Origin of the sequence: Ventosimonas gracilis (genome assembly GCF_001580025.1) — a bacterium.
GTDB classification, from domain to species: Bacteria; Pseudomonadota; Gammaproteobacteria; order Pseudomonadales; family Pseudomonadaceae; genus Ventosimonas; species Ventosimonas gracilis.
In genome coordinates, this window is the sequence record NZ_LSZO01000038.1 from 1 (window position 1) to 24,612 (window position 24,612).

Genomic DNA, 24,612 nt, shown 5'->3' on the forward strand with positions numbered 1-24,612 from the left:
GGGGTCTCCCCATGTGAAAGTAGGTCATCGTCAAGCACCCATCCAAAACCCCCGCCTCAGTACAATTACTTGGGCGGGGGTTTTTATTTGTGGATTTTAAAGGCACAATTGCGCTCTTTTGCCAGTGGGAATTAACCCATGCTTAAAACGCCGTACTATTTGATTGACAAGCAAAAGCTGCTGCCCAATCTTGAAAAAATCCGCTATCTGCGTGAACAATCAGGCGCTAAAGCATTACTGGCGCTTAAATGCTTTGCAACTTGGTCAGTCTTTGACTTAATGCAAGACTATATGGACGGCACAACCTCTTCTTCTTTATACGAAGTGCGTTTGGGGCGCGAAAAATTTGTCGGTGAAACCCATGCTTATAGCGTGGCTTGGGCTGATGATGAAATAGAGGAAGTATTAACCCACTGCGACAAAATTATTTTTAACTCCATCTCGCAGTTACAGCGTTTTGATAAGCCCAGCCAAGATACTGTGCGTGGACTGCGTGTTAATCCGCAGGTTAGCAGTTCGGATTATTTATTGGCAGACCCGGCGCGGCCTTTTAGCCGTCTTGGTGAATGGGATGCTGAAAAAATTGCCAAGGTCATCGATAAAATTTCCGGTTTTATGTTTCACAATAATTGTGAAAATGCCGACTTTATCCTGTTCGATAAAATGCTTGGCGTAATTGAACAGCGTTTTGGGCATTTATTGCATCAGATTCAATGGGTAAGCCTGGGTGGAGGCATTCACTTTAGCGGCGCGCATTATCCGCTTGATTTACTGGCGGTGCGACTTAAAGACTTTGCGCAAAAATACTCGGTACAGGTTTATCTGGAGCCGGGTGAGGCCGCCATTACCCAGAGCGCCTCGCTGGAAGTCACTGTGTTGGATACTTTATATAACGGAAAGCACTTGGCCGTAGTCGATGCCTCTATTGAAGCGCATATGCTGGATTTATTGATTTATCGGCAAAATGCCAAGCTAGAGAAAAACACAGGTGAATACAGCTATATGATTTGTGGTAAGTCCTGTTTGGCGGGCGATATATTCGGCGAGTTCCAGTTTGAACAGCCATTAGTGGTTGGCGACCGTTTGTCTTTTATTGACGCTGCCGGATATACCATGGTCAAGAAAAACTGGTTTAATGGTTTGAAAATGCCGGCTATAGCGGTACGCCAGTTGGATGGACGGATTGAGTTGGTACGCGAGTTTGGCTTTGCCGATTATTTGGGCAGCCTGTCATAGGAGAAATCGATGAAAAAAAATGTGCTGATTATTGGAGCGGGTGGCGTTGCCCGCGTGGTGGCGCATAAATGTGCCCAATACAATAATGAATTGGGACGTATTGCCATTGCCTCACGCAGCATAGAAAAGTGCCGGTCGATTATTGACAGTATTGCGCGTAAAGCTAGCCTAAAAGTTGCTGATGAAATAAAAGCCTATGCGCTGGACGCGCTGGATGTTGCGGCAACGGCTGAATTAATTAAACGGACCCAGTCGCAAATTGTTATCAATGTGGGTACGGCCTTTTTAAACATGTCGATACTGCGTGCCTGTATGGAGACCGGCGCGGCTTATCTGGATACCGCCATACACGAGCAGCCCGATAAAATCTGTGAAACCCCGCCTTGGTACGCCAATCATGAATGGAAGCATAAGAAAGAGTGCCAGGCTAAAAAGATTACCGCTATTTTAGGTGTAGGCTTTGACCCTGGCGTGGTTAATGCTTATGCGGCACTGGCCGCGCAGCGTTATTTTGAGCAGATTGACTCGATTGATATTCTGGACGTGAATGCCGGTTCACACGGCCGATATTTTGCGACCAACTTTGATCCGGAGATTAACTTTCGTGAATTTACCGGTACAGTCTGGAGTTGGCAAAATGAAGGCTGGGTCAGCAACCGTATGTTTGAAGTCTCGCGTAGCGAAGACTTGCCACAAGTCGGCGAACATAAACTGTATTTGACCGGACATGATGAAATCCACTCATTAAGCAAACACCTTAATGTGCCGAATATCCGTTTCTGGATGAGTTTTGGCGAGCACTATATCAATGTATTTAATGTGCTGAATAACCTTGGGCTGCTTTCGGAAAAGCCCGTTAAAACCGCAGAAGGTTTAGAGGTTGTTCCGCTTAAACTGGTTAAAGCCATATTGCCCGACCCTGCCTCATTGGCGGCGGGTTATCGCGGTAAAACCTGTATCGGCAACCTGGTTAAAGGTCATAAAGACGGCAAGCCACGCGAGTTGTTTATTTACAACGTTGCCGAGCACGAGGCCGCTTATGCCGAAACCGACAGCCAAGGAATTTCCTACACCGCCGGTGTGCCGCCGGTGGCGGCGGCTCGTTTAATTGCCAGCGGGCAATGGGATACTGGCGATATGCGCAATGTTGAAGAGTTGCCGGTTGAGCCCTTCCTGCATTTATTGGATGAAATGGGCTTGCCTACGCGCATTAAAGAAGCCGCAGATGACCGCCCTTGGGCGGGATAATGCAGCGGACTGTTTCGCATTAATGAGCCGACTGTGCTAACTGAACCCCGCCGCCGCGCGGTGCTTACGGCCATGCAGGTGGATTGCTGGCTGCCGCGCACGCCATTGCCATTTGCGCCGCCGCCGCGCGCGCATATGCTTAACGCAACCCAGCGTGCGCACGTCGTTAAAAAAAGCAACGAACCCCAAACCGTGGCAGCGGCAGTCCGGCGGGAAAGTGCTGACAAGGCTCGTCTGCCGTTGGCCGTTCCCACCAAGCCCGCCAAAAAGCGGCCATCAGTAAAAGCTAACGCCTTATCAGCGCCGCACTTTTCTTTGCAATTGTTACGAGCGGGTGACTGCCTGTTGCTGCTGGACTGCCCTTACGGCGAGTTTTTACAAAGCCGCGAGCCTGCCTATTTATTACTGCTCGATATATCGCGAGCCGCGCAGTTGCCGCCGCCAAGGCCAGTGGGAGAGCCGGTAAGCTGGCCACTGCTGGCAAACAGCAAGGTCGCACAAGATAACCAAGCGGCGCGTGACTATGTGCAGGGCTTTATCCGCACCCAACAAGAGGCCCAATTCAGTGCTTGCCTTTGGCTGCTGGGGGCGGATGCGCTGCGCTTTGCGGCGGGCGGCGAGGCGGCGGTTTTTCATGAGTTATACATTGAGGGACTGTGTAACGCTTGGGTTTTACCGGCATTGGATGAATTGCTGGCACAGCAGGCGCTTAAGGCCAAACTCTGGCAATCCATGCAGCGCGTGATGCGGCGCTGGAAAGCCGATGACTGAGCCTTCCACCTGCTTTCGCCCGATGCAGGAGGCGGATTTACCGACAGTGCTCGATATTGAACGCAGCGCGTTTAGCCATCCTTGGACGCGCAAACTTTTTTTAGATTCATTAAAAAATCATCAATGCTGGCTGATACTTAATCAAGAGGGGCCAGTCGGCCACGGCATTATCAGCCTGATATTGGACGAAGCGCACCTGCTTAATCTTTGCATCAAGCCGCAGCATCAGCGCAGTGGGCTGGGCTTGGCGCTGCTTGAAAAGCTGCTGGACGAAGCGCGCGCCAAGGGTGCGCGTGAATGCTTTTTGGAAGTTAGGCAAAGCCATCAATCCGCACAGCGCCTTTACCACCGCTGCGGCTTTAACGAAGTCGGCCGTCGCCATGATTACTATCCCAAAGCGGGTGGCTTTGAAGATGCCCTGGTGATGGCCTGTGCCTTGCTGGATTAAATCCTGCAATTTGTCCGCCAAATTCCATCTTTGCGCCTGAAATGACTACTTTGTCGTCGGCGCTTTGTGGCAGCATGACGATAATCAATAACAAAAGGAGCTTCACATGTTGATTAAAAACAAGATCTCATACCCACTGCTTGGCGCATGCCTGTTTGCGCTTTCAACCTTGCTGCCCGCCACGCACGTTATGGCGCAGGAAAGCAGCATTACCGTGGTCTCGTTTGGCGGGGCGGCCAAGCGGGCTAAGGAGAAATGGCTGTTTCCGCCTTTTACCGAGGCGAGTGGCGTGCGCGTGATTTCCTCGGAATACAACGGGGAACTCGCCAAAATCAAATCGATGGTAGACAGCAACAGCGTGGTCTGGAATATCGTCCAGGCGGAAGGGCCGGATATTTTGCGCTACTGCGACGAGGGGCTGTTTGAACGCCTCGATTGGGACGCTATCAGCGATACCGCTTTGCTGATGGACGATGCCGCCCGTGAGTGCGGCTCGGCGGTCTATACATGGGGTATTGCGCTATCGTGGAATTCAGAGCGCTTAAAGACCGCGCCGACCGGTTGGGCGGATTTTTGGGATGTAGAGAAAATCCCCGGCAAGCGCGGTTTACGCAAACGCGCCATTTACAACCTGGAATTTGCGCTGATGGCCGATGGCGTGCCGGTCTCTGAGGTGTATCAAGTGCTCGCCACAAAAGCAGGGCAAGACCGCGCCTTTGCCAAGCTCGACCAACTCAAGGCACATATCCAGTGGTGGGAAGCCGGAGCGCAGCCGCCGCAGTGGCTAGCCGCCGGTGATGTAGTGATGGCCACGGCCTACAGCGGGCGCATCGCCGGAGCGCATAAAGAAGGCTACAAACTGGACTTGACCTGGAACGGCGGCATGTACGGCATGGATTACTGGGCGATTCCCAAAGGTGCGCCTAATCAACAGGCCGCGCGCGACTTTATCGCCTTTGCCGTGCGTCCGGAAATCCAGCAGCAACTTTCCGAAAATCTGCCCTACGGGCCTACCAATCTGCAAGCGGCAGCCAGCCTCCCCGAAGAGCTGGCGCACTGGATACCCAATTCGCCGCAAAACCTGAAAGTGGCACTGGCGATAGGTGATGAGTTCTGGTCCGACCACGGCGAAGAGTTGGAAGAGCGCTTTATTGCTTGGTCGGCGCAATAAGGTTAGAGTGCCCGCTTTGCAAAATACGGCCTGCTATCAAGCAGGCCGTATTGACCCACAAATCCAATAATAAGGAGTGTTCCATGTTGGCTTATAACGCCTGCTATCCGCCCAGTTCGTCTGCTCAATCCCAAAAATCACTGATGGGCGCACTGCTACTGCTGGCCGCTTTGGCCTGCTGCTTTACCGCGCCGGCTATGGCGCAACAAAGCAGCATTACCGTGGTCTCGTTTGGCGGTACGACCCAGCGCACCCTGGAGCAAACGCTGTTTGTACCTTTTGCGCAGGCCAGCGGCATTCGTGTGGTGCCTTCCGAATACAACGGGGAACTCGCCAAAATCAAATCAATGGTCGATAGCAAAAGCGTGGTTTGGCATGTCGTGCAGGCAGAAGGCCCGGAAATTTTACGCTACTGCGAAGAAGGACTGTTTGAGCGGCTCGATTGGGACGCTATCAGCGATACCGCTTTGCTGATGGACGATGCCGCGCGTGAATGCGGCTCGGCGGTTTATACCTGGGGTATTGCCCTGTCTTGGGATGCCAGTCGACTAAAAACCGCGCCGACCGGCTGGGCGGATTTTTGGGATACCGAAAAATTTCCCGGCAAGCGGGGTTTACGCAAACGCGCCATTTACAACCTGGAATTTGCGCTGATGGCCGATGGCGTGCCGCTCTCCGAGGTGTATCAAGTGCTCGCCACGAAAGCAGGGCAAGACCGCGCCTTTGCCAAGCTCGACCAACTCAAACCTCATATCCAGTGGTGGGAAGCCGGAGCGCAGCCGCCGCAGTGGCTGGCAGCCGGTGATGTGGTGATGTCGTCGGCCTATAACGCGCGTATCGCCAATGCGCAAAAAGAAGGCTACCAGCTGGATTTAACTTGGAATGGCGGTATGTACGGCATGGATTACTGGGCCATTCCCAAGGGTGCTGCCAACCAGCAGGCCGCTCGGGATTTTATTGCTTTTGCCTTGCGCCAGGACATTCAGCTTGAGTTTTCCGAAATCGTGCCGCACGGCCCGACCAACCTGAGCGCCATCGAAAAACTCTCTGCCGAGGCGGCGCACTGGATACCCAATTCCACAGAAAACTTAAAGCAAGTGTTGGCGATCGGCGATGAGTTCTGGTCCGACCACGGCGAAGAGCTGGACGCCCGCTTTATTGCCTGGCTTGCTCAATAGCCTAAGAAAAACCTTGGATAGGCAGAGGAAAAAGCTATCCACGGCAGGGCATAGGCTGATTAAAAGCGGAGCCAATGCCTTGACCCATAAGGTACTATCGCGTTTTCGTAAAAGACTAATCAATAAGACTTATACCGCCTATGTCTGTTACCCGAACCACGCCTAACAACGAAACTTTGGTGCGCTTTCGCGGCATTCAAAAAAGCTACGACGGCGAGACCTTGATTGTTAAAGACCTGAATCTGGACATCGAAAAGGGCGAGTTTTTAACCCTGCTCGGCCCGTCCGGTTCGGGCAAAACCACCAGCTTGATGATGCTGGCCGGTTTTGAAATGCCAACGGCTGGGGAAATTCAGCTAGGCGGCAAAGCCATCAACAACCTGCCGCCGCACAAGCGTGGTATCGGCATGGTGTTCCAGAATTACGCGCTGTTTCCGCATATGACGGTGGCGGAAAATCTGGCGTTTCCGCTGTCGGTGCGACGTATCGGCAAAGACGAGCGGCAAAAGCGCGTCAATCGCGCGCTGGAAATGGTGCAACTGGGCAGCTTTGGCGGGCGCTACCCCAATCAACTGTCCGGCGGCCAGCAGCAGCGTGTGGCCTTGGCGCGGGCGCTGGTGTTTGAGCCGGAACTGGTGCTGATGGATGAACCGCTGGGTGCGCTCGACAAACAACTGCGCGAGCATATGCAGATGGAAATCAAGCACTTGCATCAAAGTCTGGGCGTGACCGTGGTCTATGTCACCCACGACCAGAGCGAGGCGTTGACCATGTCCGACCGCGTGGCGGTGTTCCATCAGGGAGAAATCCAGCAGATTGCCGCCCCGCGCACCCTGTATGAAGAGCCGCATAACGCCTTTGTTGCGCAGTTTATTGGCGAGAACAACCGCCTAAGCGGCACGCTGCAACGTCTTGGCAACGGCGAGTGTGCGGTTAAATTGGCAGGCGGCGAACAGATACAGGCGCTGCCGGTCAAAGTCGGCCAAGTGGGCGAGCCGGTTAGCCTGTCCATTCGCCCCGAGCGTATTCGTTTGGGCGCAGCGAGCACGGCTTGCACCAATCAAGTGCCCGGCAAGATCGAAGAGTTTATTTATCTGGGCGATCACGTGCGCATTCGTATGCAAGTCTGCGGTCGTGATGACTTTATCGTTAAACAACCGATTGCTGAATTAGATACCTCGCTTAAACCCGGCGATACGGTGGCCTTAGGCTGGCAGGCCGAACATATCCGTGCGCTTGATCCGTTAACCGAATAACGCATTATTTAAATCTCAATAAAATAAAATGGAGTGATTAACATGAAATGTTTTAATTTAAACAAATTGGCATTTTGCGTATTCGCCAGCGCAATAACCAGTTTATCGGCCGAGGCTTCCGATATTACCGTTATCTCTTTTGGTGGTGCTAATACTCAAGCGCAAATTGAATCCATGTATAAACCTTGGCAAGCCAAAACCGGCCACAATATTATTGTTGGCGAATATAACGGGGAAATGGCACGGGTGAAGGCGATGGTCGATACCAACAGCGTGACTTGGCATTTAATCGACTCGGAAACCCCGGAATTAGTGCGCGGTTGTGAAGAAGGTATGTTTGAGGAACTGGACACGGCCAGTTTTCTCAATGAAGACGATTTTTTAGAAGGCGCATTAACCCCGTGTGGCGTGGGCTTTTTTGTTTGGTCAATGGTGATTGGCTATGACAAAGCGCGCCTGGCTACTGCGCCCAATGGTTGGCAGGACTTTTGGGATGTAGCCAAAATCCCCGGCAAACGCGGCTTGCGCAAAGGCGCTAAATACACGCTGGAATTTGCCCTGATGGCCGATGGCGTACCCGCCAAAGAGGTCTATCAGGTGCTCGCCACACAGGCCGGACAAGACCGCGCCTTCGCCAAGCTCGACGAACTTAAGCCGCATATTCAGTGGTGGGAAGCCGGCGCACAGCCGCCGCAATTCCTCGCCGCCGGTGACGTGGTGATGAGTTCGGTATTTAACGGGCGGATTAACGCGGTACGCGATACCAGCACGCTGGATGTGGCGTGGAACGGCGGCATTTATGACATGGATGCTTGGGCCATTCCGCGTGGCGCAAAAGACCAAGCCATTGCCAAAGACTTTATCGCCTTTTCCGTTAGCCCCGAAGCGCAAAAAAACTTTGCCGAAATCATCGGCTACGGGCCGACCAATACTAAGGCAATGGCGCTGATTGCTCCCGAAGTACAGGCCAATCTGCCGACCAGCCCGGCCAATATCCAAGGGCAGATTGCTATTGATGTGGCTTTCTGGTCGGACTGGGGCGAACAACTGGAACAACGCTTTAACGCTTGGGCGGCGCGTTAATGACCAGCGCTACCCTGCCAGCGGGCAGCCTAAAACAGCGCCTGGCCCGCGCCGAGCGCCTTAACCGGCTGAAAGCGCAAGCGCTGATACTGCCGCTGCTGCTGTTTTTGCTCTTGGTCTTTTTGCTGCCGATTGTCGCACTGCTCTATAAAAGCGTGCAAAACCCGGAAGTCATTAGCCACTTGCCGCGTACCGTTGCCGCTCTAAAGGATTGGAGCGGTGAAGGGCTGCCGGATGAACAAAGTTTTAAAGCACTGGCTTTGGATTTGGCCGAAGCGCGAAAAAAGCAAACCTTAGGCGATTTATCCAAACGGCTTAATATGGAACTGGCCGGTTATCGCAGTTTAATGAGCAAAACCGCGCGCGCGCTGCCCTTTAAAGAAGAACCGGCTTCTTATCAACAGGCTTTAATCAAGATCGATAAACGCTGGGAAGAGCCGCTGTATTGGCAATTGATTGAGCGCAATAACAGCCGTTTTACCCCTTATTACTTGCTGCACGCACTCGATCATGAAGTCAACACACAAGGCAAAGTCGTTAAAGTAGCCGAAGACCAAGCGATTTATCTGGATATATTCGCCCGCACTTTCTGGATGAGTTTGGTCATTACCAGCCTTTGTTTATTACTGGCTTATCCTTTGGCTTATTTGCTCGCTATTTTACCGGCGAAAAAAAGCAATCTGCTGATGATTTTGGTCTTGTTGCCATTTTGGACTTCTATTTTAGTGCGTGTAGCCGCTTGGATTGTGTTATTGCAATCGGGCGGTTTAATTAACGGCACCTTGCTTAAATTAGGCATTATCGACCAACCGCTGGAACTCGTCTTTAACCGCACCGGCGTTTATATTGCGATGGTGCATATTATGTTGCCCTTTATGATTTTGCCGATTTACAGCGTGATGAAGGGCATTTCCCCGTCCTATGTTCGCGCGGCCATTTCTTTAGGTTGTCATCCGTTTGCCAGCTTTTGGCGCGTGTATTTCCCGCAAACATTACCGGGTGTAGGTGCAGGCAGCCTGTTGGTATTTATCTTATCCATTGGTTATTACATTACTCCCGCTTTATTGGGTAGCGCCAAAGACCAAATGGTCAGCTACTTTGTCGCTTTTTATACCAATACCAGTATCAATTGGGGCATGGCAACGGCGCTGGGCGGATTATTACTGGCCGCTACTTTGCTGTTGTATTTAGTTTATGGCTGGCTGGTCGGTGCCAGCCGCCTGCGTTTGGGGTAAGTATCGATGCACAGTCCTTATCAATCGCCCATTCAGCGCCTGTGGTTTTGGTTGCACCGGATTATCTGCGCTTTGGTTTTATTATTTTTGGTGTTGCCGGTATTGGTGATTGCGCCTTTATCCTTTACCTCCAGCACCTTGTTGATTTACCCGATACCCGAATTTTCACTGCGTTGGTATGAGGATTTTTTTAGCTCTGCCGAATGGATGCGTTCGGTGAAAAACAGCCTGATTGTTGCACCCGCAGCCACGCTCATTGCCACCGTGCTGGGTATTCTCGCCGCAATTGGCTTAACCCGCGGCGAGTTTCGCGGCAAGGCGCTGATTATGAGTTTGGTTATCTCGCCGATGGTGGTGCCGGTGGTGATAGTGGGCGTGGCCTGTTATCTGGCCTTTGCCCCGCTGGGCTTTGGCAACAGCTATTTTGCGCTGATTGTCACCCACGCGGCGCTCGGCGTGCCCTTTGTCATTATTACCGTCTCGGCGACCTTGCAAGGCTTTGATTTTAATCTGGTTCGCGCGGCGCAAAGTTTGGGTGCTTCACCGCTGCTAGCGTTTTTCCGCGTCACCTTACCGATGATTGCCCCGGGCGTGATTAGCGGCGCGCTATTTGCCTTTGCCACGTCCTTTGATGAAGTGGTCGTCACCTTGTTTCTTGCAGGTCCCGAACAAGCCACTTTGCCGAGACAAATGTTCTCCGGCATCCGCGAAAACCTCTCGCCCACCATTGCCGCTGCCGCGACCTTGTTGATTGGTTTTTCGGTATTGCTGCTGCTCACCTTGGAATGGCTGCGCCGGCGCAGCGAAAAACTGCGCACGGCGGCTTAAACTACCCGCCCCTTGGGGCGGGCGGCGGGGGCGGTACTTTAGAACTGGTGCATGGTGTTGTCTTTGCCGCTCGCCTTAAGCGCAGCAACGCCTGCAAAGTATTCCTTGTGGTTATCGCCAATGTCGGAACCGGCCATGTTTTGGTGCTTCACGCAAGCAATGCCACGGCGGATTTCTTGCCGCTGTACGCCTTTGACGTAAGCGAGCATGGCATCACTGCCAAAGTAGCCGCGCGAGAGCATGTCGGTCGATAGCGCCGCCGTGTGGTAGGTCGGCAGCGTAATCAGATGGTGGAAAACCCCTGCATCACGCGAAGCATCACGCTGGAAGCTCTGGATTTTCGCATCGGCGACTTTGCCCAGTTCAGTTTCGTCGTATTCGGCGCTCATCAGCGCATCACGCTGGTAGGCGGCGAGGTCGCGGCCTTCGGCCTGCCAAGCGTCGAACACTTGTTGGCGGAAGTTCAGTGTCCAATTAAACGACGGGCTGTTGTTGTAGACCAGCTTGGCGTTCGGCACGACCTCGCGTATGCGGTCAAGCATGCCCTTGATTTGGCCGATGTGCGGTTTTTCCGTCTCGATCCAAATCATGTCCGCGCCGTTTTGCAAGGACGTGATGCAGTCCAGCACGCAGCGGTCTTCGCCACTGCCTTTTTGAAACTGAAACAGGCCGGAGGCGAGGCGTTTCGGGCGCAGAAGCTTGCCGTCGCGGGAAATCAGCACTTCGCCATTTTGCAATTCGGCCGGGTGGATTTCGTCGCAGTCGAGGAAGCGGTTGTATTGATCACCCAAGTCACCGGGTTTCTCGCTAACGGCGATTTGCTTGGTCAGCCCCGCGCCCAGGGAGTCGGTACGCGCCACGATAACCCCGTCATCCACGCCAAGTTCGAGGAATGCGTAGCGAACGGCATTGATTTTGGCGAGAAAATCCGCGTGCGGCACGGTGACTTTGCCGTCTTGGTGACCACATTGTTTTTCGTCGGAAACCTGATTTTCAATCTGGATGCAGCAGGCACCGGCTTCAATCATTTTTTTGGCGAGCAGGTAGGTGGCCTCAGCGTTACCAAAACCGGCATCGATGTCGGCAATAATCGGTACAACATGGGTTTGGAAGCCTTCAATCTGCGCCAAAAGTGCGGTTTCTTCGCGGGTTTCACCGGCGGCGCGGGCTTTATCCAGCGCGCTAAACAGTAAATCCAGTTCGCGTGTATCGGCTTGGCGTAAAAAGTCGTAAATCTCGCCAATCAACGCAGGGACGGCGGTTTTTTCGTGCATGGATTGGTCCGGTAGCGGGCCAAACTCGGAGCGCAGCGCGGCAATCATCCAGCCGGACAGGTAGAGGTAGCGTTTTTCGGTGCTTTTTTGGTGCTTTTTAATGGCGATGAGCTTTTGCTGTGCAATAAAGCCGTGCCAGCAGCCTAATGATTGGGTGTAGCGTGAGGCATCTTGGTCGTATTCGGCCATATCGCGGCGCATGATGGCGGCCGTGTAGCGGGCAATGTCGAGGCCGCTTTTAAAGCGGTTTTGCAGGCGCATGCGCGCGGCATATTCAGGATTGATGGCCGCCCAATTGGGGTTTTTCCCAGCCAGTTCGGTAAGCGCCTTAATGTGATTCTGGTATGCAGTCATAACGAAACCTTAAAAGTGGAGAGCGGGCAAAAGGAGATCTCTGCTGCCGCAAATCCAAAACTGCAACCGGACGGATGGGTACGAGGGGAGTGAAACTGTGCTTTCCCGTCCCGCAGGACAACCATGCCAGTCGCAATCTCGCCAGTGGCCTTGTGGGTGGCTGGCACAGGTCGCCGGCTGGGTGTTGGGCGAGCCTGAAGGCTTGGGAAGCCTCTGATATGCGGGAGCCGCGCCATCATGCCGTGCTTGTAGCGGGCTGTCAAAGGTTTTGTAGTGGTTTTTTAAAGGCGCTACATTTTGCCCGCTCCCACTGGTGGGGGCGGGTGGCTAGTCGAGCAGTTCGACCTTGACCCTAAGCTGCATATCGCTGCTGCTTTGCCCGCTGGTGCTGCGCAGAATGTCGCGGCCTTGCTGGTTTTGCTCGCTGCCGATAGCGCCCAGTTCAATCCACTGCCCAAGACGGCCGGATACGCGGGTAGCGACCTGTTCAAGGTTGATTTGTCCGCTACCACTTAGGCGGTTGTGTTGATTGCTGATGTCCAGCATCACCTGGTCGCCGCTAACGGTGGCGGTGACGTAGAGACCTTGGTTGAGGTCGCGGTAGTCGGTTTGCTGATGGGTATTGCCCCTGTGGTCTTGCCAAGTATTTTGGATGGGTACGCTCTGCCCGCCCTGGATAAGCGCGGCGTAGCCTTCGTTGGTTTGTATCTGCTGGATATGACTGCTGCCGCCCGCGCTGGTGCTGCGGATAATGCGCACTTGGTCTTTGCCGCCTACTTCGCCCTGGCCGATTTTGATTTCGGCGTTTCCGCCGCTGATGGTGCCATCGAAGGAAAAATCATTGAGCGCGCCTTGCTCGCGCCCGCCGCGATCCACGCTAATCAAAAGGCGGCGCGGACGGGTATCAAGCTGGGTTAACAGTTCGCGTAGTTCGCGGATTTTGGCGGGCGGCGCGTTGACTATCAGTTTTTGTCCGTAGGCGCTGGCGTTGCCGTCTTGCCCCAATACGGATTGCACGGTGGGCAGCAGTTCATCGGCGTTTCGCCAATTGAGTTCGATCACTTCCATTGCGGCGAGTGCAGGCTGCACAAATAGCACGAGTAACAACACTAAAAGGTTTTTCATGGCACTATCCCATTAAAGGCTTTGCCGCAGCATATCCACGTGGGCGATGCCCGCGTCAAGAAACTCGGGACTTTCAATAACAAAGCCTTGCTTTTGGTAAAAAGGAGTGGCTTGCACTTGGGCGCTGAGGCGTTGCTGGTCAAGGCCGCGCCGCTCGGCCTCGGCAATGACCGTTTGCAGGATTTTTTCGCCCACACCAAGGTCGCGCCAGTCTTTGAGCACGCAAACTCGGCTGATATGCCCATCCAGAGACAGCCGCGCGGTGCCTATCGGCCAGTGATCATCCAGTGCGAGAAAGTGGATGGCGCTGCTGTCTTCGCCGTCCCATTCGAGTTCGGGGCTAACACCTTGTTCGGCGATAAACACTTGCTCGCGGATACGGCGCAGCGCGGCATTGTCGGTGCGCCAACAGGCCATGCGAACGGAAAGATTATTCATCGAAAAATTCCAGGCTGCCTTGTTCGATCAGTGCGATTAACAGTTGCTGCGCCTCGTCATCGATAAGCCAAGCGGCAAGCGCTGCGGCGGATAACGCGGGAGACTGGCAGATCAGTGTGAGCAGTGGCTGTAAGCGTTTGGGCAGATGACGGCTGTGCCCACTGGCAAACAGTAACAGGCCGTCTGCGCTTTGCGCCCAAGCCAAGCGTGCGCTGGGGCTGCGCCGCAGCCGATCGCCGCGTTTTAGCTGCTTAATCAGCGATTTTTCATCACAGTTCACTGCAAACAGTCGTTCGGGGTAGCGCGGTTCGGTCATAAACTGGCCGAACCATTGCAACAGCCGTTTATCGTCTTGCAGTAATGGCGCAAGAAGGGTTTTCAGCCGTGGTAAAACGTCCTCGCCTATCTGGCTGTAATCCGGGCAGGGCAGGGCATCGGCATCCGAATAACGCGCGTGTTCAGGCAACGATTGCGCGAAGAAATCGGCAAAGTGGGTAATCACTTCCGCCTGGCTCGGCGCACGAAAGCCAATGGAATAAGTGATGCCCAGTTGATCGCCTTCGCTGATGCCGCAGTGGGCCAGTTGCGGCGGCAGGTAGAGCATATCGCCCGGCTCCAGCAGCCACTCATCGGTGACTTGCATGTGTTCCAGCAGCTTTAGCGAAGGATGAGGGCGCAGCGTGCTCGCTTCGTCACAGCGTTCGCCAATCTGCCAGCGTTTAACACCTGCGCCTTGCAGCAAAAAGACATCGTACTGGTCAAAGTGTGCACCCACGCTGCCGCCGGGCGCGGCGAGGCTGATCATCACATCATCCATCCGCCAGCGCGGCAGAAATGCAAAATGCTGCAAAAGCGCGGCGACTTCTGGCACAAATTGGTCAACCGCCTGCACCAGCAAAGTCCAGTGGGTTTTCGGCAGGCATTGCAGTTGCTCTTCGCTAAACGGGCCGTGCTGTAACGTAAGCGCGCCCTTTTTAGTGTGCTGCACCAAGCGCGATTCAATTTCCTCTTCCAGCGCGAGACCGGCCAGTTCATCGGCACTGATCGGGCTGATAAAAGCAGGCAGCGCCTTGCGTATCAACAGTGGTTTTTTCTGCCAGTAGTCGCAGAGGAACTCATCGGCACTGATCCGGCCAAGAATGTTGCTCATTAAATGCGCTTGGCTTGTTCGGTGGCGTTGCCGGTGTAGCTTGCCGGGGTCAGTTGTTTTAACGCAACGATCGCTTCTGGTGGCAGCGGCTCGGCATCGATAAATTCGTGCAGGGTTTGTGCGTTAATCGCTTTGCCACGGCTAAAGTCTTTGAGTTTTTCGTAAGCGCCTTCGATGCCGTAGCGGCGCATGACGGTTTGTACTGGTTCGGCGAGGACTTCCCAGCCACTTGCCAGGTCTTCGCTGATTTTGCCTTCATTAATTTCCAGCTTGCTGATGCCTTTTAACGTCGATTGATAAGCCAGCAGACTGTGCGCCAAGCCCACGCCCAAATTGCGCAGTACGGTTGAATCCGATAAATCGCGCTGCCAACGTGAAATCGGCAGTTTTTCCGACAAATGCGAAAGCAGGGCATTGGCAATGCCGAGATTGCCTTCGGAATTTTCAAAGTCAATCGGGTTGACCTTGTGCGGCATGGTCGAGGAGCCGACTTCCCCGGCAATGGCTTTTTGCTTGAAGTAGCCAAGTGCGATATAGCCCCAAATATCGCGGTCAAAATCCAGCAGCACGCGGTTAAAACGGCAGACGGCATCGAACAGTTCGGCCATGTAATCATGCGGCTCAATCTGCGTGGTGTAGGGGTTTAGCGTCAGCCTTAAGTCATCTTCGACAAAAGCGCGCGCATGCGCCTGCCAGTCGATTTGCGGATAGGCGGCCAGATGCGCGTTGTAGTTGCCGACCGCGCCATTGCATTTGCCCAGCAGCGGCACCGCAGCGATTTGCGCCATTTGCCGTTCCAGTCGGTAAACCCAATTGGCGAGTTCCTTGCCCATTGTGGTCGGCGAGGCCGTTTGCCCGTGGGTGCGCGAGAGCATGGGCACGGCGGCAAACAGTTGCACGCGCTCGCGTAGCGCATCGACCAGCTTTTGCATCTGCGCAATCAACAGCTCGCGGCCTTCGCGCAGCATCAGCGCATGGGCGAGGTTGTTAATGTCCTCACTGGTGCAGGCAAAGTGGATAAATTCACGGGCTTGGCTCAGCTCCGGCTGCGTTTGCAGTTGTTCGCGCAGCCAGTATTCCACCGCTTTGACATCGTGATTGGTGGTCGCTTCCAGCGCTTTAACGCGCTCGGCTTGTTCCGCTGAAAAGTGTGTTGCCAGCTGATTTAAAAAATCTAAGGCTTCGGTGGAAAAGGGTGCGAGTTCACTAATCTCGCTGTGCGCCGCTAAACGCTGCAACCAGCGCACTTCGACCAACACACGAAAACGAATCAGCCCGTATTCACTGAAAATCGGCCGCAACGCGGCGGTTTTGTCTGCATAACGGCCATCGACTGGGGATAGGGCAGTGAGTGGGGAGAGTGGCATGGCGGTTTGTCGGCGGGTAAAAAAAGGGCGCTCATTGTACGCGAAAGCGAGTGACGGATTTAGCCTTTAGGCGCAAAGGAGATCCGCCCTAGGTAGATTCGTTGGAGAGGTTTGTATAGGTATAACGGAAGGATAAATATTAGTTTTCATAGCAGAAAACAACTTGGCCTGGCCGGAGTGAGTCTTGCAAGGCCAAGTTTTTACTGAGGATTTCTGGTCGGGACGGTGTGATTTGAACACACGACCCCTTGCACCCCATGCAAGTGCGCTACCAAGCTGCGCTACGCCCCGACATTTTTTTACCTGCTGCCTTTTTAAGTGGGCAGTGATAAGCGGGGCGAGATCATACTGGATTATTCAGAGGCTCGCTAGCCTCCTGTTTTCTCGGTTAAAGAGAGGAGGGCGCTGCGCATTCCCTAAACCGTATATTTTCGCTAACCTTGCGGCTTTGGCTGGATGCCTTGATCGGTGGCAGATACGCTATGGCAAATCCTCCTGTTCGTGAACAGTCCCTTGTGGTTAGCGTGTTGGGTGGCGAGCCGACGCAGATGACCCATTGGCTCGCGCTTGCCTGTTTGGAAAGCCGCTGCGCACAGAGCAATACGCGCTTGCTTCGTTACGGGGAAATCAGCGCCTTGCTGTTTCAAGTGGCTGGAAGCTGGGATGCGCTGGCGCGGCTGGAGAAAAAACTACAAGCCTTGGCTAGCAAACACAACCTGCAAATCCAGTTGCAGCGCAGTTCCCCGCTGCAAGAGCGCCCCGATGCCTTGCCCTATCTGGTGCATATCAGCGCGGCGTTTCGCGCCGATATTCTGTCTGACCTGTGCCGCTTTTTTATTGAGCACGGCATTGAGCTGGAAGAGCTGGTGCAGGATATCTGGCCTGCGCCGCAGACCGGCGGTGACATGCTGAGCGCGACCTTAACCATCTGCCTGCCCGCCGGTACGCAAATCAGTTGGCTGCGCGAGAATTTTCTCGATTTTGCCGATGCGTTAAATATCGATGCAGTGCTCGAACCTTGGCGGCCGACTTCAATGACCGGTGTTTGACTTTGGGAGATCATCATGACGGTAACGCTTAATGCCTCAGTGCCTGAATTTACCGCCCTCTCGACCGGCGCTGAGGCGTTTTCGCTGGCGGCGTTTAAAGGGCAGCAACTGGTGTTGTATTTTTATCCCAAGGACAGCACGCCCGGCTGCACCAGCGAGGGGCAAGGCTTTGCCGAACGGCACGCCGAGTTTCTTGCCGCCAATACGCAAGTCTTCGGCATCTCGCGAGATAGTTTGAAATCGCATGAAAAATTCAAACAGGCTCAAGGCTTTCCCTTTGAATTGCTAAGCGATACCGATGAAACCCTGTGCCGCCTGTTCGATGTCATCAAACCGAAAAAACTCTACGGCAAGGACTATATCGGTATCGAGCGCAGCACTTTTTTGCTGGATAAAAACGGCGTGCTACGTCATCAGTGGCGGGGCGTGAAAGTCCCCGGGCATGTCAATGCGGTACTCGCCGCCGCCTTAGAGCTGCACCGCCAAGGCTAATTGGGTGCGAGCACTGGCGTTTGTCTGGGCCAGGCATCGAGCACCGCCTTGCATAGCGTGGCGAGTGGAATGGCAAAAAAGATCCCCCAAAAGCCCCAAAGCCCGCCAAACAGCAGCACCGCGCAGATAATCGCTACCGGATGCAGATTGACCGCTTCGGAAAAGAGCAGCGGCACCAGCAAGTTGCCATCGAGTAGCTGTATCACGCTGTAGACCAGCATCAGCGTGATGAACTGGTCTCCCCAGCCCCACTGGAACAAGGCAATCAGCGCCACCGGCACCGTTACCACTACCGCGCCGACATAAGGCACCAGCACCGAAAGCCCAACGAGTAGCGCGAGCAAGGCGGCGTAGTTCAGTCCCAGCACGGCAAAGGCGGCGTAGGTACAGGCACCACAGAGCAAAATCTCAATCGCCTTGCCGCGGATGTAATTGGCAATTTGGCGGTTCATCTCCTGCCAGAGCGAGGTCATCAGCGTGCGTTGGTGTGGCAGATAACCCGACAGCCAGCGACCCAGCAGCGGGTAATCCTTGAGGAAGAAAAACACCAAAAGCGGCACCAGCACCAGATAAATCATGATGCTGACGAGTAGCGGCAGGCTGGACAGCGAGAAACTTAACAGCGCCTGGCCAAAACTGCCAAGCTCAGTGCGCAGTACGCCGACCAGCGCCAGCACCTGTTCATCGCTGATTAAATGCGGATAGCGCTCGGGCAGTAGCAGCAGCAACGCTTGCCATTTGCCGAGCATGCCGGGCAACTCGTTAAACAGTGAGGAAAGCTGATTCCACAGCAGCGGCAGCAACCCCATCAGCACCAACACCAGCACGCCGATAAAAAACGCATAGACCAAGCAAACCGCGAGCAGGCGAGGTAGATGCAAGCGCTCAAGCTGGCGCACCAGTCCTTGCATCAAAAACGCCAGCACCAATCCGGCAAAAACCGGCGCGAGCATGCCGCCCAAGGTCAGGATAACGGCAAAACCGGCGAACAGCAGTAAGGCCAGTACCAGCGCTTCTTCATTGGAAAAATAGCGCGAAACAAAGGCACGAAACACCTTGAGCATCAGTTATCCCTTGCGCAGCCAGTAATGCCAAGCGCCATCGGTTTGCGCCTCAAACAGTAGCTCATGCCCGGCCAAGCGGGCAAAACTGCGAAAATCGCGCTGCGAAGCCGCATCGGTCGCGGTCACTTTCAGCACTTCGCCAGAGTGAATCTGCGTAAGTTCCAACTTGGCTTTAAGCAGCGGCATCGGGCAGGCAAGTCCGCTGGCATCCAAGGCGTGGTGGTAAGCAGGAAGGGTAAGGTCGGTCATAACGGGTCTGTGCAAGCAAAGAAGTCAAGCATACCTGCTTGCGCAATAAAGGCCATTTCAATATCCAAGACAACGATGGTCAATAGGGTCAATGAGGGTCAATATAGCGCGGCAAAAGCGGCAAAATACTATGACTGCCCATGTTTGGTTTTTATTCCTTACTGACATTCACCACCGGTGCGACCAGTTTTTCGAGCAGTGCTTGCTGTGCATTGCGCGAGTTCTGGTTGCCGCTGGGGCTGTTGCGCAAGTAGCGGCCATCGGCCTGTAATTGCCAGCTTAAGGTATTGTCGGTCAAATAAAAGTCCAGTTCTTTTTTGACTCGCCCAATCAGTTTACGGCCTTCTACTGGAAAGCAGGTTTCTACCCGTTTATCCAGGTTGCGCTCCATCCAGTCGGCGCTGGATAAGTAGAGTTTTTCATCGCCGTCATTATAAAAATAATAAACCCGCGCATGCTCCAAAAAGCGTCCAACAATGGAGCGTACTTGGATATTGTGCGATACGCCATTAACCCCTGGACGCAAGCAGCACATGCCGCGCACTACCAAGTCAATTTTTACCCCGCTTTGGCTGGCTTTATATAAGGCACGGATAATTTTGGCATCGGTTAATGCGTTAATTTTAATGATGATGTGTGCGGACTTGCCTTCGCTCGCGTGCTGCATTTCGCGGGCAATCATATCGAGAATGCTCTTTTTTAAGGTAAAAGGCGCGTGCAGCAGTTTTTTCATGCGCTGCGTTTTACCCATGCCAATAAGCTGTGAGAATAGTTTGGAGACATCTTCCGACAGCGCATTATCCGCCGTTAATAAGCTGTAATCGGTATACAGCCGCGCATTACCGGCGTGGTAATTGCCGGTGCCTAAATGCGCGTAACGGCGAAGCTCACCATTTTCACGGCGAAGTACCAATATCATTTTGGTATGGGTTTTAAAGCCGACCACACCGTAAATAACGACCGCGCCTGCGGCTTGCAGGCGACCGGCGAGTTGCAGGTTGGATTCTTCGTCAAAGCGTGCACGCAATTCGATAACGGCGGTGACTTCTTTACCATGACGCGCGGCATCAACTAAGGCATCGACGATTTCCGAACCGGCTTCCACCCGGTAAAGCGTTTGTTTAATGGCGAGTACGTGCGGGTCTTTTGCCGCTTGACGCAATAAATCCACCACCGGGGTAAAGGATTCAAACGGGTGCAGCAGCAAAATATCTTGCGCGGAAATTAAGTCAAAAATACTTTTGTTGCTTTTCAGTAACTTTGGGATGGCCGGGGTAAAGGCCAGGTATTGTAAATCCCGATGGTTTTCCAGTTCGGTAATACTAAACAGGCGAGTGAGATTAACCGGGCCGCTGACTTTATACAGTTCCGCTTCGGTTAAACCAAATTGCTTCAGCAAATAGTCGGTTAAGGTTTGCGGACAGGTATTGACCACTTCCAGGCGCACGGCGTCACCGTAGCGGCGGTTGAATAATCCGCCGCGCAGCGCACGCGCGAGGTCTTCGACACCTTCGGTATCGACCGATAAATCGGCATTGCGGGTTAAGCGAAACTGGAAGCAGCCTTTGACCTTCATCCCCGGAAACAGTGCATCGGCGTGTGCGTGGATGATGGAGGAAAGAAATACGTAGTTGTCCCCGGCGCCGACGATTTCCTCCGGTACGCGGATAATCCGTGGCAGCAGGCGCGGCGCGGGAATAATGGCAAGGCCGGAACTGCGGCCAAAGGCATCGGTGCCTTCAAGCTCGACGATAAAGTTAAGGCTCTTGTTGACCAGCAATGGAAACGGGTGAGTGGGGTCAAGGCCAATCGGCGTGACAATCGGCGCGATTTCTTCCCGAAAGTAGCGGCGAACCCAGGTCTTGAGCTTGGTCGTCCAGCGGCGACGGCGGATAAAGTGGATATGCTGCTTGGCGAGTTCCGGCAGCAGGATGTCGTTGAGGATGTCGTACTGGCGGGCGACCTGTTCATGCGCCAGTTCGCTGATGCGCGCCAGTGCCTGATGCGGCTGCAAGCCATCGGGGCCGGCCTGTTCGCGCGCGTAGGTGATTTGCTTCTTTAAGTTGGCGACGCGGATTTCAAAGAATTCGTCCAGGTTGCTGGAGAAAATCAGCAGGAACTTTAATCGTTCGAGCAGTGGACAGGTTTCGTCCAGCGCCTGCTCAAGCACGCGGATATTAAACCTAAGCTGCGACAGCTCACGGTGGCTGTACAGGCTGCTGTCATCCAGCGAAGGCGGCGGCGCGGGCGGCTCAGCTTGCGACTCTTGGCTGTCTTTGACGCTTTCTTCAATCGCTTTGCTGTCCATCGCTTTCTCTGCCATCAACAGAGCGCTGCTTGTACTGTCCATCGGTTTACCTGTCATCACGCAGTAGTTCGGCGGCGCGGACGGCAAAGTAGGTCAAAATGCCATCGGCTCCGGCGCGTTTAAAGGCAAGCAGCGCTTCGAGCAGCACCGCTTCGGGCAGCCAGCCTTTTTCAATGGCGGCCATGTGCATGGCGTACTCGCCGCTGACCTGATAAACAAAGGTCGGCACCCGAAAGGTCTGCTTGACCCGACACAGCACGTCCAAATAGGGCATGCCGGGTTTGACCATCACCATGTCTGCGCCTTCGGCCAAATCAGCAGCGACTTCGTGCAGCGCTTCGTCACTGTTGGCGGGATCCATCTGATAGCTGAATTTATCGCTCTTGCCCAAATGCGCCGCAGAGCCAACCGCATCACGAAACGGCCCGTAGTAACGGCTCGCGTACTTGGCTGAATAAGCCATGATGCGCGTATTGACCTTGCCCGCCGCTTCCAGCGCCTGACGGATGGCACCAATGCGCCCGTCCATCATATCCGACGGCGAGACAATCTGCGCCCCTGCTTCGGCATGTACCAGCGCCTGCTTGACCAGTGCTTCGACTGTGATGTCGTTTTGCACGTAGCCTGTGTCATCGATAATGCCGTCCTGCCCGTGCACCGTGTACGGGTCGAGCGCAACATCGGTCATCACGCCAAGCTCCGGCAAACGCTCGCGCAAAGCGCGCACCGCTCGCGGAATCAGCCCATCGGGATTCCACGCCTCGCCGCCATCCAAAGATTTCTGCGCAGGTTCGATATAAGGAAACAGGTCAATCAAAGGAATACCCAGCTCCAGCCAGCGTTCGGCCTCCATCAGCAACTGGTCAATCGACAGTCGCTCCACCCCGGGCATGGAAGCGACCGGCTCGCGCCGGTTTTTTCCATCCAGCACAAACACCGGCAAAATCAGGTCGCTTACAGAAAGCAGGTGCTCGCGCACCAAACGGCGCGAAAAATCATCTGCCCGCGTGCGGCGCAGACGCATAGCAGGAAATACGCGGGGAGTGACAAAAGTGGTCATGGCTCACTTCCAAAACAACGGCAAACAGCGCCCATGATGCGGGAAAAAACCGCTAAAAGCATCCGTATTTGGGCTTGTCGTGGTCAAGTTTTTCGTACAAGTTTTGTAGTGTGTGGTTTTAGTGTTTTCGCAGAGCGCTTTATTTTTGGGTCTTAGAGCCTGTTTACGATCTAAAGAATATCTGATCTTTTTGGCGAATGAGCACAATAGCTTATCCCGGCGACACCCGCCGCGCCCAATTTGAGTTGATTTGTCCATTGTTGGAACAGGCACGCGGTGCTATATGTGTTGCGCATGGGTTGCAGGTGGCGGGCGTTGCCGCGCGATTTTCCCAAAAAGCGCATCTGGGACAGGTGCACAACATATTGTGTGATGGTGGCTATACGGGCGATCCCTTTGCGCAAGGGATGAAGGCTATTCTAATGGATGATTTCTTTTCCATCAAACGAACCAAGCATGGGAAATGCTCACCTTCGCGCACCTATCAAGCACGTCGTGACTGGTTGTATAAATGCGACTCGGGCAATACCGTGCAAAAAGAAGACATAATGTCCAAGTTTGGGCATGTCTACAGACCTTCTTATTGAGAACGCATGTGATGATAACGCTTGAAAAATACCACCCTGAAAAAATCGAAGAAATAAGCGCCCCCAAAAGTCGCATAAAGCGAATGCTTAAGGACTATATGCGATTCGAGAATAGAATATATTGGTGGATGCTGGGTAAAGGCTATCACCCGTTTGCGGCTACACTGGCAAAATACTTATTGAGAATAACAGTTTCTTGCATTTTAATTTATGTAATTTTCAATTTGTCCGTATTCACCTTTAAGGTTTTCTTTCTAATGGGGGTGGTTATTCTTATGGCAGTAGCAAGTCATTCAATGCACCGCCATTCATACTACCATCGATACTAGCGTCCATAATTACATTGGTATTCTGATGGACATTACTCATCAAGCATCTAAGGTTGCAACAAAAATGAATATCAAAAACATATTGACGCTGGTTGATGAACGCAAGGCGGTTCTGGATGCGCACCGCCCACTGCCTGCGGTCACTGTAAACTCCATAAGAAATAAATTAGCGCTTGATTGGACATACCACTCCAATGCCATTGAAGGTAACACACTGGATATCCATGAAACTAAAGCTATTTTGGAAGACGGTATAACCATTGGCAGAAAATCTCTTAAAGAACATCTGGAAGCCGTTAATCACAAGGATGCCATTCACCTTGTGGAAAAAATGGTTGCAAAAGCAGAAGAAATCAATACAGGCAATATCAAGAAAATTCATTATTCTGTATTAAAAGGTATTGATGAGGAAAACGCCGGTTTTTACAGAAGAAGCCCTGTCATGGTAGTAGGTGCCAACTTTGTACCTACGAACCCTGTCAAAATCGACAGGGAAATGAATGCCCTCGAAGATTGGTATAAAAGCAAAGAAGCACAAGCACTGCACCCGATAGAGCGGGCAGCAGAGTTGCATACCCGATTTGTCACGATACATCCCTTTGTCGATGGCAATGGCAGAACCGCCAGATTGCTGCTCAATCTTGAACTGATGCGCGAAGGCTATCCACCCGCCATTATCCAAAAAGAAGAAAGGCAATATTATTACCGGTCACTGGATAAAGCCCGTGAAACCGGAAAACATGATGAATTAGCACCTATGGTGGCACTACGGGTTGCCGATAATCTCGACCTGTACCTTTTGATGGCCACTGGAAACAGGCCGCAGCCACTGCACGAACAACTGGATCGGCAGGACGGGCACTCAAATAACGCCCGATAAAGACCCGATTGCACAAAGCGACAGCCTCCTTCACCAAGCCGAACAGTCCGCCAGCGAGCAACGCGCACTGCTGGAAAATGCTTCGCTGGAACAGACCTTAACGGCAACCCTAAAGCCCTATGTGGAAGCCAAACACGAACAAATCGAGCGTATTGAGGCCAAATTGGGGCAAGCCATCGAGCAGCAACAAGCCAAGCTAAAGCAGGTTGACCAGAACCCGCCCAAGCACAAATGGCTGTCATCGAAGAAAACCAAAGCCGCCAGTACCGATACTTGGCATGACAACAAGAACAAGCACCTGGCCCGATTGCACAGTCTTGATTACCGCAAATACCGTATCGGAAAAATCAAGGAAAGCACCGATAGCCGCTTTCCTACGGTAGACCAACTGGCGACCCAAAAGATGCGCCGCGAGCATCCAGAGCTTGCCGC

The 24,612-nt window shown here is 53.4% G+C and carries 22 protein-coding genes, 1 tRNA gene and 2 pseudogenes; 15 read left to right on the forward strand and 10 right to left on the reverse strand.

Going from position 1 to position 24,612, the window contains the following annotated elements:
- Positions 1-138 precede the first annotated feature (138 nt).
- The 10 genes from AXE65_RS01925 (at position 139) to AXE65_RS01970 (ending at position 10,454) form a co-directional block, all read left to right on the forward strand.
- Positions 139-1,236: a carboxynorspermidine decarboxylase gene (locus AXE65_RS01925; RefSeq protein ID WP_068387277.1), complete on the forward strand. Its 1,098-nt coding sequence runs from the start codon at positions 139-141 to the stop codon at positions 1,234-1,236.
- Between the two features lie 9 nt (positions 1,237-1,245).
- The gene (locus tag AXE65_RS01930) at positions 1,246-2,484 is read left to right on the forward strand and encodes a saccharopine dehydrogenase family protein (RefSeq protein WP_068387282.1); all 1,239 of its coding nucleotides are present in this window, start codon (positions 1,246-1,248) and stop codon (positions 2,482-2,484) included.
- 33 nt (positions 2,485-2,517) lie between these two features.
- Positions 2,518-3,255, forward strand: a complete 738-nt coding sequence (locus AXE65_RS01935; protein WP_068387285.1) for a hypothetical protein — start codon at positions 2,518-2,520, stop codon at positions 3,253-3,255.
- Complete coding sequence (gene rimI, locus AXE65_RS01940) at positions 3,248-3,703, forward strand: ribosomal protein S18-alanine N-acetyltransferase (protein ID WP_068387287.1); 456 nt, start codon at positions 3,248-3,250, stop codon at positions 3,701-3,703. Before AXE65_RS01935 ends, rimI begins: the two co-directional genes overlap by 8 nt.
- A 106-nt stretch (positions 3,704-3,809) precedes the next feature.
- Positions 3,810-4,874: an ABC transporter substrate-binding protein gene (locus tag AXE65_RS01945; RefSeq protein ID WP_079214003.1), complete on the forward strand. Its 1,065-nt coding sequence runs from the start codon at positions 3,810-3,812 to the stop codon at positions 4,872-4,874.
- A gap of 83 nt (positions 4,875-4,957) precedes the next feature.
- Complete coding sequence (locus tag AXE65_RS01950; protein ID WP_153015366.1) at positions 4,958-6,052, forward strand: ABC transporter substrate-binding protein; 1,095 nt, start codon at positions 4,958-4,960, stop codon at positions 6,050-6,052.
- Between the two features lie 140 nt (positions 6,053-6,192).
- Positions 6,193-7,308, forward strand: coding sequence for an ABC transporter ATP-binding protein (locus AXE65_RS01955; RefSeq protein WP_068387290.1), 1,116 nt, complete (start codon positions 6,193-6,195; stop codon positions 7,306-7,308).
- A gap of 42 nt (positions 7,309-7,350) precedes the next feature.
- A complete protein-coding gene (locus tag AXE65_RS01960) occupies positions 7,351-8,391 on the forward strand; it encodes an ABC transporter substrate-binding protein (RefSeq protein WP_068387294.1) in 1,041 nt (346 codons plus the stop codon).
- Positions 8,391-9,626, forward strand: a complete 1,236-nt coding sequence (locus AXE65_RS01965) for an ABC transporter permease (RefSeq protein WP_068387298.1) — start codon at positions 8,391-8,393, stop codon at positions 9,624-9,626. Before AXE65_RS01960 ends, AXE65_RS01965 begins: the two co-directional genes overlap by 1 nt.
- Positions 9,627-9,632: 6 nt before the next feature.
- Positions 9,633-10,454 carry an ABC transporter permease gene (locus tag AXE65_RS01970; RefSeq protein ID WP_068387301.1) on the forward strand — a complete coding sequence of 274 codons (822 nt, stop codon included), beginning with the start codon at positions 9,633-9,635 and terminating at the stop codon, positions 10,452-10,454.
- 38 nt (positions 10,455-10,492) lie between these two features.
- Here AXE65_RS01970 and AXE65_RS01975 read toward each other — a convergent pair whose 3' ends face one another.
- From AXE65_RS01975 to AXE65_RS02000, 6 genes are all read right to left on the reverse strand, one after another.
- Positions 10,493-12,082, reverse strand: coding sequence for an isocitrate lyase (locus AXE65_RS01975; protein WP_068387304.1), 1,590 nt, complete (start codon positions 12,080-12,082; stop codon positions 10,493-10,495).
- Positions 12,083-12,409: 327 nt separating this feature from the next.
- Positions 12,410-13,207, reverse strand: a complete 798-nt coding sequence (locus AXE65_RS01980; RefSeq protein WP_068387307.1) for a secretin N-terminal domain-containing protein — start codon at positions 13,205-13,207, stop codon at positions 12,410-12,412.
- A gap of 12 nt (positions 13,208-13,219) precedes the next feature.
- Positions 13,220-13,645 (reverse strand): GNAT family N-acetyltransferase, encoded by a 426-nt coding sequence (locus AXE65_RS01985; protein WP_068387310.1) that lies wholly within the window; start codon positions 13,643-13,645, stop codon positions 13,220-13,222.
- Positions 13,638-14,795, reverse strand: a complete 1,158-nt coding sequence (locus tag AXE65_RS01990; protein ID WP_068387313.1) for a cupin domain-containing protein — start codon at positions 14,793-14,795, stop codon at positions 13,638-13,640. Before AXE65_RS01990 ends, AXE65_RS01985 begins: the two co-directional genes overlap by 8 nt.
- The gene (gene purB, locus AXE65_RS01995) at positions 14,795-16,162 is read right to left on the reverse strand and encodes an adenylosuccinate lyase (protein ID WP_068387316.1); all 1,368 of its coding nucleotides are present in this window, start codon (positions 16,160-16,162) and stop codon (positions 14,795-14,797) included. The genes AXE65_RS01990 and purB overlap by 1 nt, the downstream gene beginning before the upstream one ends.
- Before the next feature lie 214 nt (positions 16,163-16,376).
- Positions 16,377-16,453 (reverse strand) — tRNA-Pro (locus tag AXE65_RS02000).
- A 191-nt stretch (positions 16,454-16,644) separates the two neighbouring features.
- Between AXE65_RS02000 and AXE65_RS02005 the strand changes: the two genes are divergently transcribed.
- Both AXE65_RS02005 and AXE65_RS02010 read left to right on the forward strand, forming a co-directional pair.
- Complete coding sequence (locus tag AXE65_RS02005) at positions 16,645-17,211, forward strand: glycine cleavage system transcriptional repressor (protein ID WP_068387319.1); 567 nt, start codon at positions 16,645-16,647, stop codon at positions 17,209-17,211.
- A gap of 15 nt (positions 17,212-17,226) precedes the next feature.
- Positions 17,227-17,703: a peroxiredoxin gene (locus tag AXE65_RS02010; protein ID WP_068387322.1), complete on the forward strand. Its 477-nt coding sequence runs from the start codon at positions 17,227-17,229 to the stop codon at positions 17,701-17,703.
- On the opposite strand, the gene AXE65_RS02015 is transcribed toward AXE65_RS02010, so the two are convergent.
- The 4 genes from AXE65_RS02015 to hemB form a co-directional block, all read right to left on the reverse strand.
- Positions 17,700-18,767, reverse strand: coding sequence for an AI-2E family transporter (locus AXE65_RS02015; RefSeq protein WP_068387325.1), 1,068 nt, complete (start codon positions 18,765-18,767; stop codon positions 17,700-17,702). The two genes, AXE65_RS02010 and AXE65_RS02015, sit on opposite strands and share 4 nt — an antisense overlap.
- A 3-nt stretch (positions 18,768-18,770) precedes the next feature.
- A complete protein-coding gene (locus tag AXE65_RS02020) occupies positions 18,771-19,016 on the reverse strand; it encodes a sulfurtransferase TusA family protein (RefSeq protein ID WP_068387330.1) in 246 nt (81 codons plus the stop codon).
- Positions 19,017-19,167: 151 nt separating this feature from the next.
- The gene (ppk1, locus tag AXE65_RS02025; protein WP_068387353.1) at positions 19,168-21,324 is read right to left on the reverse strand and encodes a polyphosphate kinase 1; all 2,157 of its coding nucleotides are present in this window, start codon (positions 21,322-21,324) and stop codon (positions 19,168-19,170) included.
- Positions 21,325-21,370: 46 nt separating this feature from the next.
- Positions 21,371-22,384 carry a porphobilinogen synthase gene (hemB, locus tag AXE65_RS02030; protein ID WP_068387334.1) on the reverse strand — a complete coding sequence of 338 codons (1,014 nt, stop codon included), beginning with the start codon at positions 22,382-22,384 and terminating at the stop codon, positions 21,371-21,373.
- A gap of 197 nt (positions 22,385-22,581) precedes the next feature.
- Between hemB and AXE65_RS13190 the strand changes: the two are divergent.
- The 3 genes and pseudogenes from AXE65_RS13190 to AXE65_RS02050 form a co-directional block, all read left to right on the forward strand.
- Positions 22,582-22,726: pseudogene (locus AXE65_RS13190) on the forward strand (IS5/IS1182 family transposase); the annotation flags it as partial.
- A 599-nt stretch (positions 22,727-23,325) separates the two neighbouring features.
- Complete coding sequence (locus AXE65_RS02045) at positions 23,326-24,180, forward strand: Fic family protein (RefSeq protein WP_204376498.1); 855 nt, start codon at positions 23,326-23,328, stop codon at positions 24,178-24,180.
- A 121-nt stretch (positions 24,181-24,301) separates the two neighbouring features.
- Positions 24,302-24,612: pseudogene (locus AXE65_RS02050) on the forward strand (phosphoribosyltransferase); the annotation flags it as partial.